Here is an 18,168-nt window from a genome sequence, read left to right as displayed (position 1 = left end):
TGAGTTAGTCGGCCTTAAATGTAATGAAAATGAGAGAAAAAAGGTTACCAATATTTTGTACTTTAACCATCCAGAAAAATCTTTAACCACACAATGCAAAAGTATTTCAAGCTCCTAATTCTAGTTATTGCCCTTACAACTGCCTGCAAAAACACCAAAAAAAATGAAGATAGTCCCCAAACGGTCGAGACTCCTGAAAAAGTGGACTCAGATTGGGTCTATCTTTTTGATGGAACCAGTTTGGATGGCTGGCGTGGGTATGGTATGGATTCACTACCTCCGGGTTGGACCATAAAAGACAGTACACTCACCTTTGATACCGAATTGGGATTGGAACAAGATTATACCGGAGGAAAAGATATTTTGTACGGAGCCGAAGAGTTCGAAAATTTTGAATTGTATTTGGAATGGAAAATCCCCGCTGGTGGAAACAGTGGCATCCTTTACCACGTGAAGGAAGGTTATGACGGACCTCCAGAAGTAGCTCCTGAATATCAGCTTATCGATGATGAAAACTACGCCAACATCCATGATTTGGTGGGATACAACTCGCAATTTGGTGCGGAGCATCCAGAGCTGCTTCAAGATTGGCAGAAAACCGGGGCGGATTACGCCATGCACGTTGCGGATGAATCCCAAAAGCAATTGAATCCAGTAATGGAATGGAATTCCACGACCATTGTATTTACCCCAGAAAAGGTAGAACACTGGCTCAACGGTAAAAAGCTATTGGAATTTGTGCCTTGGTCCGAGGATTGGAAAGCCAAAAAGAATTCCGGAAAATGGGACAATGCGCCGGATTATGGAAAGTTCAGAACAGGGTACATTGCCCTGCAAGACCACTCCAGCCCCATTTGGTTCCGCAATATTAAAATCAAAAAACTATAACTTACCAATAACTTCACATGAACAAACGAGAGTTTATCAAAAAAAGTAGCGTCGGCGTTTTGGGCTTGGCGCTGGCACCATCACTATTGAAAAATTTAGATCCACAGCAAAAACTTCGTACCGCCCATATCGGTGTGGGCAATATGGGTGGTGAGGACCTTAAGGCCATTTCTTCACACCCCCAAGTTGAGGTGACGGCCCTTTGCGATGTGGATGCCGTTAATTTGGCTGCTGCACATAAACTGCATCCAAGCGCGAGGGTGTTTTTTGATTACAGAGCCATGCTCGAAGAAATCGGTAATGAAATTGATGCCGTTATTGTGTCAACCCCTGACCATACCCATGCCCCTGCTTCATTGATGGCCATGGAGATGAACAAACCCGTATATTGCCAAAAACCCTTGACGCACTATGTATCCGAGTCACGAGCCATGAAAAAAATCGCCGCGGATAAAGGATTGGTGACCCAAATGGGCATTCAGGTGCATTCTTTTTACGATTACAAATTAGCTACACTGTTGATTCAATCTGGAATCATTGGAAAAGTACATACCGTTCATGCTTGGTCACCCAAAAATTGGGGATTTGACGGCAAAGCACCCGAAGGTGAAGATGCCGTTCCAGCACAATTGGATTGGAACCTGTGGTTGGGCACTTCGGCGGAACGACCTTACAAAGATGGATACTACCACCCCGGTAATTGGCGAAAATTAGTCGATTACGGTTGTGGTACTTTGGGCGATATGGGCGTTCATATTTTTGATACACCTTACAATGCTTTGGCATTGGATGTTCCCACTACCATTACTACTACATGCAGACCTCCAAGCGGTTATGGCTATCCCGAAAAAAATACGGTTACGTATGAATTTCCTCAAACGCCCTATACCACTAAAACACTAAAATGGGTTTGGTACGATGGCCCAGGAGCTCCAACCTTGAGCGAAGACCTTATGTTACCGGGCATGGAAATGAAAAAAACCGCTAAATCCGGAGACAAAAGTGTAGCAGACAAAATTTCGTTGGATGCAGGCGTTGCCGGTGAAAATGAATTGCCAGAACAAGGTGCCATGTTTGTGGGTGAAAAAGGACGATTGTTGTTGCCACACTTTATGCAATTGCCGAAGAAAATCAGAAAAGGGAAATATGTGGACATTTCAAAAGAAATTGCCAAGATTTCCGAAGAGCATAATTTGGGTGAACCCATACGCAATTACGCAACCGAAGGCCCCAAGCATTACCATCAATTTGTGGATGCCTGTTTGGGTAAAGGAGAAACAACGGCCCCATTTGATTACGCCGCTCGCTTAACGGAAACCATCCTTTTGGGCACCATCGCAGGTCGATTCCCCGGTGAAACCCTGCATTGGGATTCGGAAACCGCGAAATTCAAAGAAGAGAAAGCGAATCAGTACTTGTCTGGCAATTACCGGGATTTTTAAAGAATAAAAAGCCATTTTATGTCAGCTCCCCAAGAATATTGGTTGAGTGGTCCCATCCCTGATGTTCCTGCGCTTTTGCAACCAGCGGCCCATGCGTTGTTGCAATCCGTTCGGGAAGTAAAGGTCTATTTAGCGGATTTTCCCGAAGAAAAACTTTGGAAAAAGCCATTTGGCAGGGCTTCGGTTGGGTTCCATTTACGACATATCACTGGAGTTTTGGACCGAATGCTCACCTATGCCGACCAAAAGTCATTGACCGAAGCACAGTTTGCTTTTCTAAAAAATGAAGGCGATGGTGAAAATGCTCCATCATCCAAAATATTGATCGCTGATTTTGAGGCAAAGGTGAACCAAGCGTTGGACTACTTTAAAAAAACACCCGAATCAATCCTTACCGAAGAACGGTTCGTAGGACGAAAAAGATTACCCTCAACGGTAATTGGATTGTTATTTCATGCAGCCGAACATAGCCAGCGTCATGTGGGGCAATTATTGGTTACAGTGAGTGCTTTGAAAGGCTAGTATTATCTACTGCTCCCCCAACGCATAAATCGCAAAGGTGCCCAACCAGTGACCGCCTTCGTAATTGTCGCCAATCAAGTTTGGGAAGGAATAGGCCAAATGCTCATGGGCCAATGGCATTAAATGTCCATATTCCTCTGGGTATTGATTGGCCAATCCAAACAATACCCAAGCTCGGCTAAAGTTCAATCCATCCAAGTGTACCATTTGACCATCTTCACGGTCACCCACCAAAGCGACTTCTATATCAAAATCCGTCTCTTTTAAACTGGGCAGGAATTGTTCCGTCCATTTTAAGAATTCTTCTTTCCCCAGAATGCGTCGCATTAAATCTAGTTCCTCAAAACATGGGGAAAGAAAATCGGCGCCGCTGGGTTCCCACGTCAAGGGACAATCCATATCATTTTGGTAAAAATCCAAGGCACGTTGTTTTATCGCATCTTGCAAGGCAGTATTGTTCAGGGTCTGGGCGTAATCCCATGCAAAGGCCAATGCAAAAGCGGTATTGGTATGCGTTCCCACCCGAACCGGATATTGCAATTTGGGCAGGTAATCAATGAATTTTTGGGCAATCAACTCCGTCAACGGTTTTAAATTGGTTTCTAATTCCTGGGCAAGCGGGTCATCCCAGGTGTGGAGTTCCTCTGCCAATTTTAATAACCAGCCCCAACCATAGGTGCGCTCATAATTTTTGTTGTGTTCGCCTTCAAAGTATTTTATTTCCCCAGCGATGCTCTCCTGGGTAATATTTTCGGATAGAATCCTGCGCATCCGTTCCGCTTCCTCAACATTTGGAAACTCTTTCAGCAACCGCACCATGGACCAATTGCCATGTACGGAAGAATGCCAATCAAAACAACCGTAAAATGCAGGGTGCAATGCTTGGGGTTCTCCCAAATCTTCCTTACTGCCCAAAGTATGCCCCAACTTGTTGGGGTATTCCTTTTGCACACATTCCAACGGAAGCGTGGCCAGACTATTGGCCTGTTCCAAGGTTAGGGTGATTTTTTCTGTAGTTGAAGCGGGTATGTCTGATACTTCTTCTGTGGGTTTGGATTTTTCACTCACTTCTCCACACGAAGCAAAAAGAAGCAATGCGGCAACTAAGGGTATTCTGGCTAGAAATTTCATTGGGTTATTTCGTTTTGTCCTATTCGAAGGCGGCAATGTAACAAAACCCCTCGATTTTATACTAATCCATGGGAAGCTAAGTTCGTTTTTCATAGATTTAAAGCACCAAACAATAACTGATATGAAAAATTTATGTGCCTTGATTTTCTTGTTTTCGCTAACCTGCTTTTCACAGGCGCCGGATGGGGCAAAAGACAAAGCCGATATTTTAAAGGTATTGTCCGTTCAGCAGGATGCGTGGAACGATTATGACATTGACACATTTATGGAAACCTATTGGAAATCGGAGGAGCTCACTTTTTATGGAAGTGCTGGGGTGGTAAAAGGCTGGCAAGGCACCATGGACCGCTACAAAAAAAATTATCCGTCCAAAGAGCATTTTGGCCATCTTGAATTGACCTCGAGCGAAGTTTCCAAAGTTTACGACGATGCCTATATGGTCATGGGGGAATATAACCTTACCCGGACCGTAGGGAACATGCATGGTATTTTTATGCTCGTCCTTAAACGAATTGATGGGGAATGGAAAATCATTGCGGACACCTCTTGTGAGGTGAAATAATTATATTGAAGAATCACTTTAAACACTATAACCATGGATATTTTTGGCAAAATCAAAGAAAAGCTCAGTAATGAGTTTATTGACATTGTTGAGTGGCTGGACTATACCGATGACACCATTGCGCATCGGTTTGAGCGCTACCAAAATGAAATCAAAAACGGGGCAAAGTTGATTGTCCGAGAAGGACAGACCGCTGTGTTCATCAACGAGGGGCAACTCGCGGATGTCTTTGAACCGGGCACCTACGACCTTACCACCCAAAACCTTCCTATTCTATCCACGCTGAAAGGATGGAAGTATGGGTTCAATTCTCCATTTAAAGCAGAAGTTTATTTTGTCAACACCCATTTGTTCACCGATGAAAAATGGGGAACCAAAAGTCCCATCACTTTAAGTGATGACCGTTTTGGATTGGTGGAAATACGAGCGTTTGGGACTTACGCTTTCAAAATTTCGGATGCAGGGAAGTTCATCATCGACATTGTAGGAACCGATAGCAACTTCACCAATTTTGAAATCAATGAGCATTTGAAAAGTTTGATCGCTACGCGATTTACCAACACCGTCGGACAGGCCAATTTACCTATTGAACTTTACGCGGCCAATACCACCGAACTTTCGGACACCTGCCGTGAGGTGATGGCTCCCGAGTTTCAAAGTGTGGGGATTTCCTTGGAGAAATTCTATATTGAAAACGTCTCCATGCCCGAAGACCTTAAGAAAGAAATCTTTGAGTACAGCCGTATCGATAAATTGGATTTGGACAAATTGACCAAGTTCAAAACGGCAAAAGCCATTGAAGCGGCCGCCCAAAACGAAGGTGGAACCGCTGGAGCCGGAATGGGAATGGGAATGGGTTTTGTTTTGGCCCAGCAAATGGGAGGCATGATGAACCCCCAAACCGGAGGTGGACCCGTCCAAGGACAACCTGCAGCGGCGCAAACCCCGCCACCCATGCCCACACCGACGCAATATTTTTACGCGGTGAACGGGACGCAACACGGTCCGGTTTCTTTTGAACAGCTACAAGCTTTGTTTGCCGGTAGAACCATCAACCGGGATAGTTTGGTCTGGAAACAGGGTATGGCTGCTTGGACCCCGTTAAAGGAAGTGGAAGAACTAAAATCATTCTTGGGTGGCAATACCCCTCCGCCATTACCAACGGAGTAGTTTTAACCCTGTCATGCTGAACCGTCACTTCGAGCGGAGTCGAGAAACAGGTGAAGCATCTCTCATTTTTTAATAGTAAATGAGTGAGATTCTTCGTTTCACTCAGAATGACAAAAAGCCATTGGAAGAAGAAGAAATCCAAAAGACCGAACTCAAGAAAGCCTGCGTCAACTGTGGTGCCGAACTTAAATACAAGCCCGGCACCACCAGTATTAGTTGTGAGTATTGCGGGCATGAGGAAACCATCAAACTGGATGAAAAAGGGTTTGAGGAGCTGGAGCTGTACCCCTACCTCAAGGAGATGGGTGCGCAACGGCACAGTGAAGAAATCAGTATGTTGCACTGCAAAAACTGCGGCGCCAATCAACATGTAGAGGAAAACTACAAATCCCTGCATTGCGTGTATTGCGGCATGCCCTTGATTTTGGAAGATGCCTACAAGGAAGATTGGATTCTACCCGGGGCGGTACTTCCGTTTCAAATTGACCAAAATGCATCATTTATCATCTTTAAGAAGTGGGTAAAGCGGCTGTGGTTTGCCCCGAACAAATTGCAAAAAGCTGCTTTAGACCCGCAATTTACCAAAGGGCTCTATTTGCCCTATTGGACTTTTGATGCGCAGCTTTCAGCCACCTATATAGGCCAGCGAGGGGAATATTATTATGAAACCCGAAGGGTCCGCAATGCCAATGGCAAAATGGTAACGCAACAAGTTCGGAAAACCAGATGGTACCCAGCCTCTGGTAGCGTTTCTGGTTTTGTGGATGACACTTTGATTAAAGCTTCGCAGCAAAAATCGGGTCGGATTCCCCAAAAGATTGCCCAGTGGAACTTGACCAAATTGCAGCCGTTTAATAGTAGTTTTCTATCGGGTTTTGTCACCGAAAAATATACGATTCCTTTGCAAGAAGGGCATCTGCATTCCAAGGAAGTGGCTCGAGACATTGCGGAGCGGTGGTGCCGTCAGGATATTGGTGGTGACACGCAACGAGTCACAAGTATGAACATGCAGCTCTCCGAAGAAACTTTTAAGCATATTTTGTTACCGGTTTATGTGAGTGCCTATCGGTACCAGGGCAAGGAATATAATTTCTTTATCAATGGGGAGAATGGTCAGATTTCTGGTACGCGACCGTATAGTTTCTGGAAGATTTTCTTTGCGGTGCTAGCCGGATTGTTGGTAGTTGGACTTCTTGTCTTCTTTTTTGGCAAGTAGTCATGTGAAAAGATACTTTTCTCTATGATTCCCTAGCTAATCCAAAAACTCGAGGCAAATGGGGTTGGGCACTTCAATTTCGCTTAGGTAAGTCAACGTGCCAGCTTCCACATCTCTTTTGAACACCACAACATTGCTACTAATTTTGTTGGCTACCAATAAAAATTCTCCGGTGGGATCCAACGAAAAATTACGTGGCCAATTGCCATGAACATCTTGTCTTCCAACCAAATTCAATTTCCCGGAATCTCCATCCACTTTAAAAATTACGATGGTGTTCTCTCCCCTATTGGAACCGTACAAAAACTTTCCGTCTGCAGACAAGTGAATATCAGCGCAGGCATTGTTTCCATCAAAATCAGGGTCCAAAGTTTCCATCACTTGAATTTCTTCGTATGTTCCATCGGCATTCTTTTCAAAAACTGAAATGGTTGCGTTCAGTTCATTAATGACATAGAGTAGATTTTCATTTTGTGTAAATGTAAAATGACGTGGTCCTGCACCCTCTGCAAAAGATAATGTAGCTTGCTCGCCGGGAACAAATTCATCACCCTTTAATTGATAGCGTTTTATGGCATCAAGACCCAAATCAGCCACAAAAAGACCTTCTTGGGTGAATTGAGCCATATGGGCATGTGATGTTTTGGTGGTATCCAAAACTTTATGGTCAATAATTTGGGGCGCATCTCCAAAAGATCCATCCTCATTTAGTTTGTACAGTGCCACACTTCCCCCAGAATAGTTGCAAACCACCAAATAGCCATCACCAGAAAGCGATACATGGCAAGGGCCTGGGCCTTCAGTACCCATACTATTTAGAAATTCCAATTTGCCCATATTCAGTTTATAGGCGGAAACGCCTCCTCCCAAACTATCAAAGTTGGCGGTTTCTTGAACCGCATATAGATGTTGTTTGTCCTTTGAAATGGTTAAAAAGGAAGGATTGGGAATCTTGGCCTCTAGCGTTAAGGAGTCCAAACTTCCATTTTCTGGATTGAATTGTAGCGAATAAATGCCCTCACTATCTCCGTTGGTATAGGTTCCTACAAATAGGGTGTACATCGGTTTTTCTTTTGGTTTTTCTCCGCAGCCCATTCCCAAGACAACCAACAGGCAAAGCAAAAGAATTTTTTTCATGAGGTTAAATTTATGTATTTCGAAATAATTCAGCATGATACGTATTTAGGAGAGGTGTTTTTTTACTTCCCTCACCAAATATAACCCTGTCACTATGGTAGAAAGGGTATCCGCTATGGGAAATGATAACCACACCCCTGTCTCCTCCCAAAAATGAGGAAGAATCAAAATTAATGGGATGAAAAAGAACCCTTGCCGTGTCAAAGTCAGTAAAAGTGCTGGGATGGCCTTACCTACCGCCTGAAAATAGGCGGCACCTATCAATTGCAACGCAATAATCGGTGTGGCGGCAAAAACCAAACGCATGGCAAAGGGTGCATGTTGAAGCACAAAAGCATTGGTTTCCAATTCATGTTGCGACAGCTCAGGTCGGTTGCTTAAAAATAATGAGGCAATCTCACCTGGAAACACCATCAAAACCACAAAGACCAGCGTGGCCACCAACGCGGCATATTTTATGGCTGTGTAAATGGACTCCTTGACCCGATCATATTTTTCGGCTCCAAAATTAAATCCGGCGATAGGCAGAAATCCCTGTGTGACCCCAAAGACCGGGAACAGGGCAAACATGAGCATTCTTCCGATAATGGCATAAACGGCAACCATGGCTTCCCCTCCCAAATTAAAGAGGATATTGTTCATCAGAAGATAGGTGATACTGGTCACTGCCTGACGGGCCAAGGTCACGAAACCTAGTGAACCGATCTCTCTCAAAATGGGCATATCCAGTCCAAAATGGGGAAGACTAATCTTTAATTCCGAGTTTTTGGAGAGAAAGAAATAGAGGATATAAACAAAGCAGAGTAAATACCCAACAGTAGTGGCCCAAGCGGCCCCATGCATTCCCCAATCGAACACATAAATGAATACATAGTCCATGAGTAAGTTCCCCACAGATGGAATGATCATGGCAATCATGGCGAACTTGGGCTTTCCTTCAGCTCGAATGACCGTGTTTCCCATCATGCAGAGTGCCAAAAAGGGTACCCCGTACAAAATGATGGTATAGTAAACTTTTGCTGGGTCAAAAATGGCACCCTTTCCGCCAAAAGCTGGAATAAGACTATCTACGTAGTAGAGTCCCAAAGCGACCATGGTAATGGTAACTATAAGCGTTAGGGTAATCTGGTTGCCGAACGTTTTAAGTGCCTTGTCCCTATTATTGGCCCCCAAGGCGCGTGAAATAATACTGGAACCTCCAATACCGATGGCCATGCCCAACGCCGCAATAAAAAACGAGACCGGAAGTACCACATTGATAGCGGCTATGGCGATGGAGCCAATCCAATTTCCAACGAAAATGGAATCCACCAGCACATTGAGCGACATCACCAAAATACCAATGGAAGCCGGAACGGCTTGTTTGATGAGCAATTTTCCGATGGGTTCTACGCCAAGTTCTTCAGAGGTTACTTTGGCCATGCCAATGCTAGTTCTTTAAAATATGTTGAGCCTTTAAACCAGGCTTACTTTGTTTTGCTTTATTGATACCGCAATGCTGTTCCACAACGCAATCCTTACTTCCAGTGCTTTCTTACTGAAATGAATCACCTCTTCCCATTTTTGAACATCTGAACCACAAAGTGTCTTGATCATTTTTAAAGCCAAGGGACCGTGCTCATCACCATCCAATTCAATATGACGTTTAAGGTAATAGGTCAGTTTTGGATAACTACTACTTCCTTCTTTCCCTGATTTTTCAATGATATTCAGGAACATATCGGGGATTACCTCTTCTCGTCCAAATGTAAATGCAGCTGCAATGATATGGGGTTTTTGGGTGTTGATTACCTCAAAAGTAAACTTCAAAAAGCTTTTTTCAGCAGCATTCAAATCCGAATTTTCAATATCCCCGGAAATAGTCTCCAAGGAAGAAAAATTAGTTAGGGCCTGAAGCACTTTTGACGTATCCGCTCCTACTTCTTCCATAGCATCCAAGTACATTTCAAAATGACTTTTGGGCTCGCCGAGCTCATTTCTGTCACTTTCTTCCTCCAGCACAATTTCGTTGATAAATCGAACCACACTTGAATCCGCTGCAGGCTTCCAAGGCAAATCTACACAGGTCAGGTGACGCTGTAACGCTTTCAAAAGTGACATAAAATCCCAAACGGCATACACATGGGATTCCATAAAAATCTTGATGTCCTCCACAGATTCCAATTGTCCATAAAGTTCATGGTTGGTCAATTGGTTTCGTACTTCTTGAAGATTAGTTTCTACTTTTTCAATATGCATTTTTGTGCTACTTCATTTAATTTTTAGTGAACCCTCGTTTCTGGCAGTGTTCCCTTTTCGTCCCATGTTTTGATCCATAAAGCCATCAATTCGGCCCAATCATCTCGGTCATTCAAACAGGCAATATGAATATAATCCTCCCCTCCGGCTTCTTGAAATTGGTGCTTTCCCTCCATAGCGATTTCCTCCAGCGTCTCCAAACAATCGCTCACAAATGCGGGGGTAATCACGGCCAAACGCTTTTTGCCCTCTTGGGCCAATCGTTCAAATTCCTTATCGGTAAATGGTTGCAACCAGGGGTCGCTTCCCAATCGGGACTGGAATGATGAACTTACTTTGGTTTCATCCAAATCCAAAGCCTTTTTCACCAATTCCGTGGTATCCAAACACTGATGCTTGTAGCAAGTATGATGTGCCACCGAATTGGTTTTGCAGCATTGCCCATCTATTTTGCAATGGAATTTGGTGGGGTCGGATTTTTTGATGTGCCGCTCTGGAATCCCATGATAGGAAAACAGGATATGATCATATTCAAAGCCCTTTAATCCTTCGGCTATACTTTTTGATAGCACATTGACATACTCCGGATTGCTGTAAAATGCAGGCAATGTGGTCAGGTGCATTTCAGGAAAATGTTCTTGTTGCACTTCCATCGCCTTTACCACCACTGTTTCGTAGGATGACATGGCGTAATGAGGGTATAAGGGAACCAACAAAACCTCATCCACACCTTGCTCTTTCAATTCTTGAAGCGCATTTTTAATGGACATGGTACCGTATCTCATTCCCAATGCAATGGGAAGACTGGTCTGTTGGCGAACTTTTTCTGTAAATCGTTCCGAAATCACAATAAGCGGGGAACCTTCATCCCACCATATTTTGGCATAGGCTTCCACCGAACGTTTGGGGCGGGTATTCAGAATAATTCCCCGAACAATAATGTTCCGGAGGACAGGATTCACGTCTATGACACGCTCATCCATTAAAAATTCATCTAAATACGGCTTAACATCTTTGGGGGTAGGGCTTTCTGGTGAGCCCAAGTTGACCAATAAAACTCCTTTTGGCACAGCTTTTTAGTTTAGGGTTCAAAAATACAACTTGGGAGCGACTTTGCATTTTAACAACCAAAATACTTTCTTATGGGTTAATAATGAAATTCAATCCAGAAATGAAGGCCACAATTCTTCCATGCTCGCTTTTCTCCCTTATTTTTGTTGATATGGATGTCTTCTACAACAATGTTTCCAAAGAATCACTGATATATCTTGGGGTCACGCTCTTCTGTCTGATCTTTCTGTATTGGGCCACTTCCATTGTTTTAAAACGATTGGGCAAGAACCCAAAATATCTTTTACCCTCAGGGTCTTTCCGAAAATTGGCAATACCGTTGATCTTGATTTTCCTTTCGGTCATCTTACGGATGAATGCCTTGCGCGATGTTTTGAATTTGGAAGAATCAGGATTTTGGTTTAAAAAAGCAAGTACATTGCTTTTCATCCTTGCCATGACCTGGTTGGTCATTGCCCTCTTAAAGATTGTGAAAAAGGTGGTTATTGGCAACTACGATATTGGGGAGGCCGATAATTTAAAAGCCAGAAAGATTTATACCCAATTCACCATCTTGGAGCGCATCATCATTTTTATAGTCATTGTGTTGGCCATGGGTTTGGCGCTCATGAGTTTTGAAGAAATCCGGGAAATTGGATTAAGTATTTTTGCCTCGGCGGGTGTTGCGGGTATCATCATTGGGTTCTCGGCACAAAAATTTATTGGAACCATTTTGGCTGGTATTCAAATTGCAATTGCCCAGCCCATAAAATTGGATGATGTGGTAATCGTGGAAGGAGAATGGGGCCGTATTGAGGAGATTACGTTAACCTATGTGGTGGTAGCCATATGGGACAAGCGACGGTTAATTGTGCCCACTCCCTATTTTATTGAGAAGCCCTTCCAAAACTGGACCAAGACCTCATCCGCTATTTTAGGAACCGTATTTTTGTATGTGGATTATAAAGTACCCTTTGATAAACTCAGGGAAGAACTCACTCGAGTTTTAAAGAACACTGAGTTGTGGGATAGGGAGGTGAATGTGCTTCAGGTAACCGAGTCCAAACCCAATTATGTGGAGGTACGTGCGTTGATGAGTGCCAAGGATTCCCCTACCGCTTGGGACCTACGGGTTCATGTTCGGGAGAAATTGATTGTATACTTGCAAGAAAATTATCCCGAAAGTATTGCTAGAACGCGCGTACTTTTGCAACAACCGGAACGAAATGAGGATGAAACATAGCATAACATTTATTTTTTTGTTGCTGGGACTTGTGGTCCATGGGCAACAAATTACTTGTTCACCGAAAGACAAGTCACTTTTTGAGTCTAAACTCGAGGCGTTGCAAACAGTAAAATCTTCCAAATTGGGCGACACTCTTGTTCTAGTGGGAAAGTCATTTATGGGTACACCTTATGTGGAAAAAACACTCGAAATAGGCGACACCGAAACCCTCGTCGTGAATTTTAGCGGCCTGGATTGTACCACTTTTGTGGAAAATGTCTTGGCTTTTGGGTCTATGCTCAAGCAAGAACAACACTCTTTTGATGCTTTTGTTGAAAATTTAGAGACCATTCGGTATAGAAATGGAATATTGAATGGCTATCCTTCACGTTTACATTATTTTACGGATTGGATTCGAAACAATCAGAAGAAGGGTCTAGTGAAGGACATCACTTCAGAATTGGGTGGTGTTACGCTCAATAAACCCATCAATTTTATGGGAACACACCGCTCACTGTATCCATTTTTAACCGATGATGGAAATTTTGAGGCCATGCTTCAAGTGGAAAAGGAATTGGCGGATGAAGAGCTCTGTTATTTACCCCAAGATCAAATTCAAAGCAAGGAACACCTCATTCAATCTGGAGACATTATCGCCTTGGCTACTTCCATAAAAGGGTTGGATGTGACCCACACCGGTATTGCCATTCATCAACCTGATGGACGGTTGCATTTGTTACATGCTTCCAGTAAAAATGGAAAAGTTGAAATCACCGAAGAGCCGTTGGCAGATTATCTAAAAAACATCAAAAGTAATATTGGAATCATTGTGGCAAGGCCCACATTACTTTCGCTTTAGACACCATTCAATGGCACCCAACAGGTGCTGTTTAAAATTAGGCTCATCAAAAGATTCATTGGTATGCCCTCCTCCCGTGTAAAAAGATCTTCCTCCATCAAACTCATGATACCAAGCAATTGGGTGATTTTCACCATTGGTGCCACCCTCATAACTGGTTTCATCTAATTTCATCAGCACCGTTACATTCGGATTCAAATCCTTGAAATTGTACCATTCATCTTCGCGAGGCCAAACATCGGGTAAATGTGACGTTGAGGAATGGGATTTGTCCACCACATTGATTTTTGCACTTCGCACATTAGGATTGTTGGGGTGATCCACAAAATAGCCCCCGACCAATTTGCCATACCAAGGCCAATCAAATTCGGTATCGGAAGCGCCATGGATGCCCAAAAAACTACCTCCGTTTTTAATGTAACCCTCAAATGCCTTTTGCTGGTTGTCGTCCAAAACATCCAAAGTGGTGCTGAGAAAAACAACCAATTTATAATTGGCCAAGTTTTGGGGCGTAAAATCCTCCGAAGATTCTGTTTGCAACGCAATGAATCCATTTTTTCGGCCCAATTCCCGTAAAGTACTCACACCTTTTTCAATAGATTCGTGTCGATACCCTTCGGTTTTGGTAAAAACCATCACCAACTCAGGCATTTTAACACTATCGGTTTCTTGGGTGTTTGGAGTGTCTTGTCCAGTGGCCGTGACCATCAAACAGATGGCCAATAAGGCTGAAAAAAGAATCTTCATTGTTCTGATTTTATGTGTTTGAAGTTAAATATTTTTTGGGCGTGGTGCCGTATTTCTTTTTAAAGGAAGTGATAAAATGGCTTGCCGTACTATAGCCCACTTTCAATCCCACCTCATTCACATTATGCTTTCCGGATTCCAACATTTTGCGGGCATATTCCATCTTGTAATCGAACAAAAAGCCGTAGACGGAATCACCATAAATTTGTTTGAATCCTTCCTTCAACTTTTTCAAGCTTAGCCCAATTTCCGTGGAAAGCTCCGATAAGGTTGGTGGCTCAGCCATACGAGAAATCATGATTTCCTTCGCCATTTTTATCCGACGCACGTTGTCCTCATCCGCCAAAAAGGGACATTGTTCCAAATCGGCTTCCTCTGTTTTATTGAAATAGAGTGAAATCAATTCGTAGACTTTCCCCTTGACATACAATTTTTTTATCGAGGGATGCAGGTTATAGTTCATCAATTGGCTCAATACCACCGCGATGGCCGGAGAGACTACTTCTTGGGAATAGTATTTCTTTTCCTGGTTCTCACCGCTTAAAAATGGAATGTAATCCGCCTCGTTGGAAAAAAGGCTGTGAAATTTCCGAATCGTCATCACTACGGAGAGCAGCCAGGAGTTTGGTGAAACCGTTACATCCAGCGGCAAATCCTTTTGGGTATTGTACAACAGTAAAGAATTTTCCTCGGTTACTTCCAATTGATAATGCCCTTCATTAAAATTAAAAAGTGATTTTCCCTTCAAACAAAAATGGAACTGAATGAAGGAACTATCAATATTGCGCTCAATTCCCTGAAAATCTTTGGTATCATTCTGAATTTTAAGGATATAAAACCCATCTTCCACCAAAATTTCATCGTAGGACCCTTTGGCGATATTTTCAACGGCTAAATTTGATTTCATACAGTGTGCTTTTCAATTTAGAATCACTCTAAATTATACTTATAAACATCTAATTTACCAATAAAAGTGCTGTTTTCGGCAGTTTTGGCCAAAATTTGGGATGAAAATCATTTCGTTGGTTATTTATAGTTCCGCTAGCGTTATTTTTTATTGGATAACACTCCTATTTTTGTGCTGCGATTTTAATCCTTTATGAGGAATTACAACATTTCCAAACATAATTCCTTCTATGCCATTGGGCTGAGTTACAAGAAGGCAGATGCAGAGGTACGGGGAAAATTCAGTCTGGATGTTCCGGCCATAGACCATATTCTGGTCAAGGCAAAGGAACTTGGGATTGATGGTCTTTTGGCTATTTCTACCTGCAACCGAACCGAGTTGTATGGCTTCGCGCAACATCCCTATCAGCTTATAAAATTGCTTTGCGACCAAACTTTAGGCACCGTTGAAGAATTTCAAGAAGTGGCTTATGTGTACAAAAACCACGAGGCCATTTCGCATATGTTCCGGGTTGGCACTGGTTTGGATAGTCAGATTTTAGGTGATTTTGAAATCATCAGCCAAATCAAGCAAGGATTTTATCGTGCCCGAAAGTTGGAAATGGCCAATCCGTTTTTGGAACGTTTGTGCAACTCGGTGATCCAGGCCAGCAAGCGTATCAAAAATGAAACGGAATTATCGTCTGGTGCCACATCGGTTGCTTTTGCTTCGGTAAAGTACATTTTGGATAATGTTCCGGACATCTCTGAAAAGAATATTCTACTGTTTGGAACGGGTAAAATCGGAAGGAATACCTGCGAAAATCTCATCAAACATTCCAACAACTCGCATATCACTTTAATTAACCGAACTCGGGAAAAAGCGGAGGACGTTGCTGGAAAGTTTCACTTGACGGTTAAGGATTATGGCGACCTTCAGACCGAAATACGGAAAGCCGATATTTTGGTCGTGGCCACCGGAGCACAGTTGCCTACGGTTTCCAAAGCATTGATCTACCCAAAAAAGCCACTTTTGATTTTAGATCTTTCCGTTCCCAAAAATGTTTCGGACGATGTCTTGGAATTGGAAAACGTTTCATTGGTGCATCTGGACCAGCTTTCACAAATCACGGATGATACTTTGGCTAAAAGAAAGGAATATGTTCCCAAGGCCGAGGCCATTATTGAGCAGGTTAGAAAGGACTTCCTAAAATGGTTGGAGACACGGAAATTCGCTCCGGTCATCAATGCGCTTAAAGAAAAACTGAAGACGATGAAAGCTGAGGAAATCGACTTTCATTCCAAAAAAATAAACGACTTCAACCAAGACCAGGCCGAGATGATATCGGAACGAATCATCCAAAAAATCACTAAACAATTTGCCAACCACCTTAAACGGTCGGAAGTTGACACTGAGGATAGCCTGGAACTCATCCAACGCGTCTTTGAACTGGAAATCGATTCAAAGAAATGAGCAAGATCATAAAAATTGGCACCCGCGATAGTGAATTGGCGCTGTGGCAAGCTACCACCGTGCAGGAAAAGCTGGAAACTTTGGGGTACGACACCACCTTGGTTCCGATTAAATCCACAGGTGATGAAGTTCTGGACAAACCGCTTTACGAACTTGGCATCACTGGGATTTTTACAAAAACGTTGGACATCGCCCTATTAAAAGGCCAGATTGATATTGCCGTGCACTCCATGAAAGATGTGCCCACACAGTTGCCCAAGGGCATTGTACAAGTGGCTGTTTTGGAACGCGCCATTTCCCACGATATTTTGGTTCACAAGGGTGCTGGATTTCTCGAATCCAATAGCCCAGCCACCATTGCTACGGGAAGTTTGCGAAGAAAAGCCCAATGGTTACACAAATATCCCAGTCATAAGGTGGTAGACCTGAGAGGTAACGTAAACACGCGCCTCATTAAATTGATTGAAAACGATTGGCAGGGAGCAATTTTTGCACAAGCCGGGCTGGAACGCATAAAATTGTTGCCGAAGGACGCCGTAGTTTTGGATTGGATGGTTCCTGCTCCAGCACAGGGCGCCATGGTTGTTGTAGCGCAAAAGGATGATGCCTTTTCCATAAAAGCTCTTCAAAAGCTCAATGACCCAAATTCTGAATTGGGCACATCCATTGAACGTGAATTTCTACGTACGCTGGAGGGAGGCTGTACCGCCCCAATCGGCGCTTTAGCACAATTTGAAGACCAAACGGTACATTTTGAAGGCGTGCTGTTTTCTTTGGATGGAAAACAACGCTTAGCAATACAAAAGAGTGTTCCCCAAAAAGAGGCGAAGGGTTTGGGAGAAAAATGTGCGAAGGAAATATTGAGCAAAGGCGGGGATAAATTGATGCAGGAAATCCGAAATGAAAACAGTGCTCTCCACTAAAATATTAACTCCTTCACAAAAGGAACTGTTTCTAAATTCCGGGTTGGGCTTGGTAGAGTACAACGCTCTAAAAATCGAATTCTTGGATGTTGAGATTCCCCTGAACTACGAGAATTATATTTTCACGAGCAAAAACGCAGTAAAAGCATTTTTAAATCGGACTGAGGGTACAGAATATTCAAATTACAAGATGTTTTGCGTGGGTGAAAAAACAAAACGCTTTTTGGAAGAAAACGGACTAAAAGTGTCCAAAGTAGCTAATAATTCATCTGATTTGGCCCATTTTATCGCGGAAAATCACCAAAATGAAGGATTTTTGTTCGTTTGTGGAAACCTAAGAAGAGAAGAATTACCACAAATTCTTTCAGAAAATAACGTTCAGCATAAAGAGGTTGAGGTTTACCAAACACATCTTAATGCCAAGCAGTTCAGTCGCAATTTTGATGGACTTCTTTTCTATAGTCCTAGTGGCGTGCGAAGTTATATCCAAGCAAATCGAATCGCTGGAGAATCAATTTTCTGTATTGGTGAAACCACGGCAGCGGAAGCCTCAAAATATTCAAATCAAATTATAGTGGCCAACAAACCTACGGTGGAAAACGTGTTGGTTCAGGCCATAAAAGAAATGTCACTCCGCACTTGATGTGGAATCCATAAAACAAGATTCCTGCGTAGGCAGGAATGACAAATAGAAAACAT

At 43.1% G+C, this 18,168-nt stretch carries 18 protein-coding genes; 11 read left to right on the top strand and 7 right to left on the bottom strand.

Annotated features, from left to right (window positions below):
* The first annotated feature begins 93 nt into the window (after window positions 1-93).
* Genes ACFSJE_RS11160 through ACFSJE_RS11150 form a run of 3 tightly spaced genes read left to right on the top strand, consistent with a single transcriptional unit; the run spans window position 94 to window position 2,852 of the window.
* The gene (locus ACFSJE_RS11160) at window positions 94-888 is read left to right on the top strand and encodes a 3-keto-disaccharide hydrolase (protein WP_379831055.1); all 795 of its coding nucleotides are present in this window, start codon (window positions 94-96) and stop codon (window positions 886-888) included.
* A 17-nt stretch (window positions 889-905) separates the two neighbouring features.
* A complete protein-coding gene (locus ACFSJE_RS11155; protein ID WP_379831054.1) occupies window positions 906-2,330 on the top strand; it encodes a Gfo/Idh/MocA family protein in 1,425 nt (474 codons plus the stop codon).
* Window positions 2,331-2,348: 18 nt separating this feature from the next.
* A complete protein-coding gene (locus ACFSJE_RS11150) occupies window positions 2,349-2,852 on the top strand; it encodes a DinB family protein (protein WP_379831053.1) in 504 nt (167 codons plus the stop codon).
* A 6-nt stretch (window positions 2,853-2,858) separates the two neighbouring features.
* Here the strand turns inward: ACFSJE_RS11150 and ACFSJE_RS11145 are convergent, their stop codons facing one another.
* Window positions 2,859-3,983, bottom strand: a complete 1,125-nt coding sequence (locus tag ACFSJE_RS11145; protein WP_379831052.1) for a DUF2891 domain-containing protein — start codon at window positions 3,981-3,983, stop codon at window positions 2,859-2,861.
* A gap of 121 nt (window positions 3,984-4,104) precedes the next feature.
* Here ACFSJE_RS11145 and ACFSJE_RS11140 point away from each other — a divergent pair, with 121 nt between their 5' ends.
* The 3 genes from ACFSJE_RS11140 (at window position 4,105) to ACFSJE_RS11130 (ending at window position 6,931) form a co-directional block, all read left to right on the top strand.
* Complete coding sequence (locus tag ACFSJE_RS11140; RefSeq protein ID WP_379831051.1) at window positions 4,105-4,545, top strand: YybH family protein; 441 nt, start codon at window positions 4,105-4,107, stop codon at window positions 4,543-4,545.
* Between the two features lie 33 nt (window positions 4,546-4,578).
* Window positions 4,579-5,715 (top strand): SPFH domain-containing protein, encoded by a 1,137-nt coding sequence (locus ACFSJE_RS11135; protein WP_379831050.1) that lies wholly within the window; start codon window positions 4,579-4,581, stop codon window positions 5,713-5,715.
* Window positions 5,716-5,794: 79 nt separating this feature from the next.
* Window positions 5,795-6,931, top strand: coding sequence for a TFIIB-type zinc ribbon-containing protein (locus ACFSJE_RS11130; protein ID WP_379831049.1), 1,137 nt, complete (start codon window positions 5,795-5,797; stop codon window positions 6,929-6,931).
* Between the two features lie 36 nt (window positions 6,932-6,967).
* Here the strand turns inward: ACFSJE_RS11130 and ACFSJE_RS11125 are convergent, their stop codons facing one another.
* From ACFSJE_RS11125 to hemH, 4 genes are read right to left on the bottom strand one after another with little or no spacing between them, the layout of a single operon-like run.
* Complete coding sequence (locus ACFSJE_RS11125; protein ID WP_379831048.1) at window positions 6,968-8,068, bottom strand: lactonase family protein; 1,101 nt, start codon at window positions 8,066-8,068, stop codon at window positions 6,968-6,970.
* A gap of 45 nt (window positions 8,069-8,113) precedes the next feature.
* Window positions 8,114-9,490, bottom strand: a complete 1,377-nt coding sequence (locus ACFSJE_RS11120) for an MATE family efflux transporter (RefSeq protein ID WP_379831047.1) — start codon at window positions 9,488-9,490, stop codon at window positions 8,114-8,116.
* A 33-nt stretch (window positions 9,491-9,523) separates the two neighbouring features.
* Window positions 9,524-10,306 carry a DUF3050 domain-containing protein gene (locus ACFSJE_RS11115; protein ID WP_379831046.1) on the bottom strand — a complete coding sequence of 261 codons (783 nt, stop codon included), beginning with the start codon at window positions 10,304-10,306 and terminating at the stop codon, window positions 9,524-9,526.
* Window positions 10,307-10,329: 23 nt separating this feature from the next.
* Window positions 10,330-11,376, bottom strand: coding sequence for a ferrochelatase (gene hemH / locus ACFSJE_RS11110; RefSeq protein ID WP_379831045.1), 1,047 nt, complete (start codon window positions 11,374-11,376; stop codon window positions 10,330-10,332).
* A 152-nt stretch (window positions 11,377-11,528) separates the two neighbouring features.
* On the opposite strand from hemH, the gene ACFSJE_RS11105 reads away from it, so the two are divergent.
* Both ACFSJE_RS11105 and ACFSJE_RS11100 read left to right on the top strand, forming a co-directional pair.
* Window positions 11,529-12,599, top strand: a complete 1,071-nt coding sequence (locus tag ACFSJE_RS11105) for a mechanosensitive ion channel family protein (protein ID WP_379831558.1) — start codon at window positions 11,529-11,531, stop codon at window positions 12,597-12,599.
* Between the two features lie 100 nt (window positions 12,600-12,699).
* Window positions 12,700-13,440, top strand: a complete 741-nt coding sequence (locus tag ACFSJE_RS11100) for an N-acetylmuramoyl-L-alanine amidase-like domain-containing protein (RefSeq protein WP_379831044.1) — start codon at window positions 12,700-12,702, stop codon at window positions 13,438-13,440.
* Here the strand turns inward: ACFSJE_RS11100 and ACFSJE_RS11095 are convergent.
* Together ACFSJE_RS11095 and ACFSJE_RS11090 are read right to left on the bottom strand one after the other, a co-directional pair.
* Window positions 13,426-14,187 carry a ThuA domain-containing protein gene (locus ACFSJE_RS11095; protein ID WP_379831043.1) on the bottom strand — a complete coding sequence of 254 codons (762 nt, stop codon included), beginning with the start codon at window positions 14,185-14,187 and terminating at the stop codon, window positions 13,426-13,428. The genes ACFSJE_RS11100 and ACFSJE_RS11095 overlap by 15 nt on opposite strands.
* 10 nt (window positions 14,188-14,197) lie before the next feature.
* Window positions 14,198-15,094, bottom strand: a complete 897-nt coding sequence (locus ACFSJE_RS11090) for an AraC family transcriptional regulator (RefSeq protein ID WP_379831042.1) — start codon at window positions 15,092-15,094, stop codon at window positions 14,198-14,200.
* 192 nt (window positions 15,095-15,286) lie between these two features.
* Between ACFSJE_RS11090 and hemA the strand changes: the two genes are divergently transcribed.
* The 3 genes from hemA to ACFSJE_RS11075 are packed head-to-tail and all read left to right on the top strand — an operon-like array spanning window position 15,287 to window position 18,112.
* On the top strand, window positions 15,287-16,546 hold the full coding sequence (hemA, locus tag ACFSJE_RS11085; protein WP_379831041.1) for a glutamyl-tRNA reductase: 1,260 nt from the start codon (window positions 15,287-15,289) through the stop codon (window positions 16,544-16,546).
* Window positions 16,543-17,469: a hydroxymethylbilane synthase gene (hemC, locus tag ACFSJE_RS11080; RefSeq protein ID WP_379831040.1), complete on the top strand. Its 927-nt coding sequence runs from the start codon at window positions 16,543-16,545 to the stop codon at window positions 17,467-17,469. The genes hemA and hemC overlap by 4 nt, the downstream gene beginning before the upstream one ends.
* On the top strand, window positions 17,447-18,112 hold the full coding sequence (locus tag ACFSJE_RS11075; RefSeq protein ID WP_379831039.1) for a uroporphyrinogen-III synthase: 666 nt from the start codon (window positions 17,447-17,449) through the stop codon (window positions 18,110-18,112). Before hemC ends, ACFSJE_RS11075 begins: the two co-directional genes overlap by 23 nt.
* Window positions 18,113-18,168: the final 56 nt, after the last annotated feature.

The sequence above is a fragment of the Flagellimonas iocasae genome (assembly GCF_042682725.1).
GTDB classification, from domain to species: Bacteria; Bacteroidota; Bacteroidia; order Flavobacteriales; family Flavobacteriaceae; genus Flagellimonas; species Flagellimonas iocasae.
Note: the sequence above shows the minus strand (reverse complement) of the source record. Positions and strands in the feature narration are given on the sequence as shown.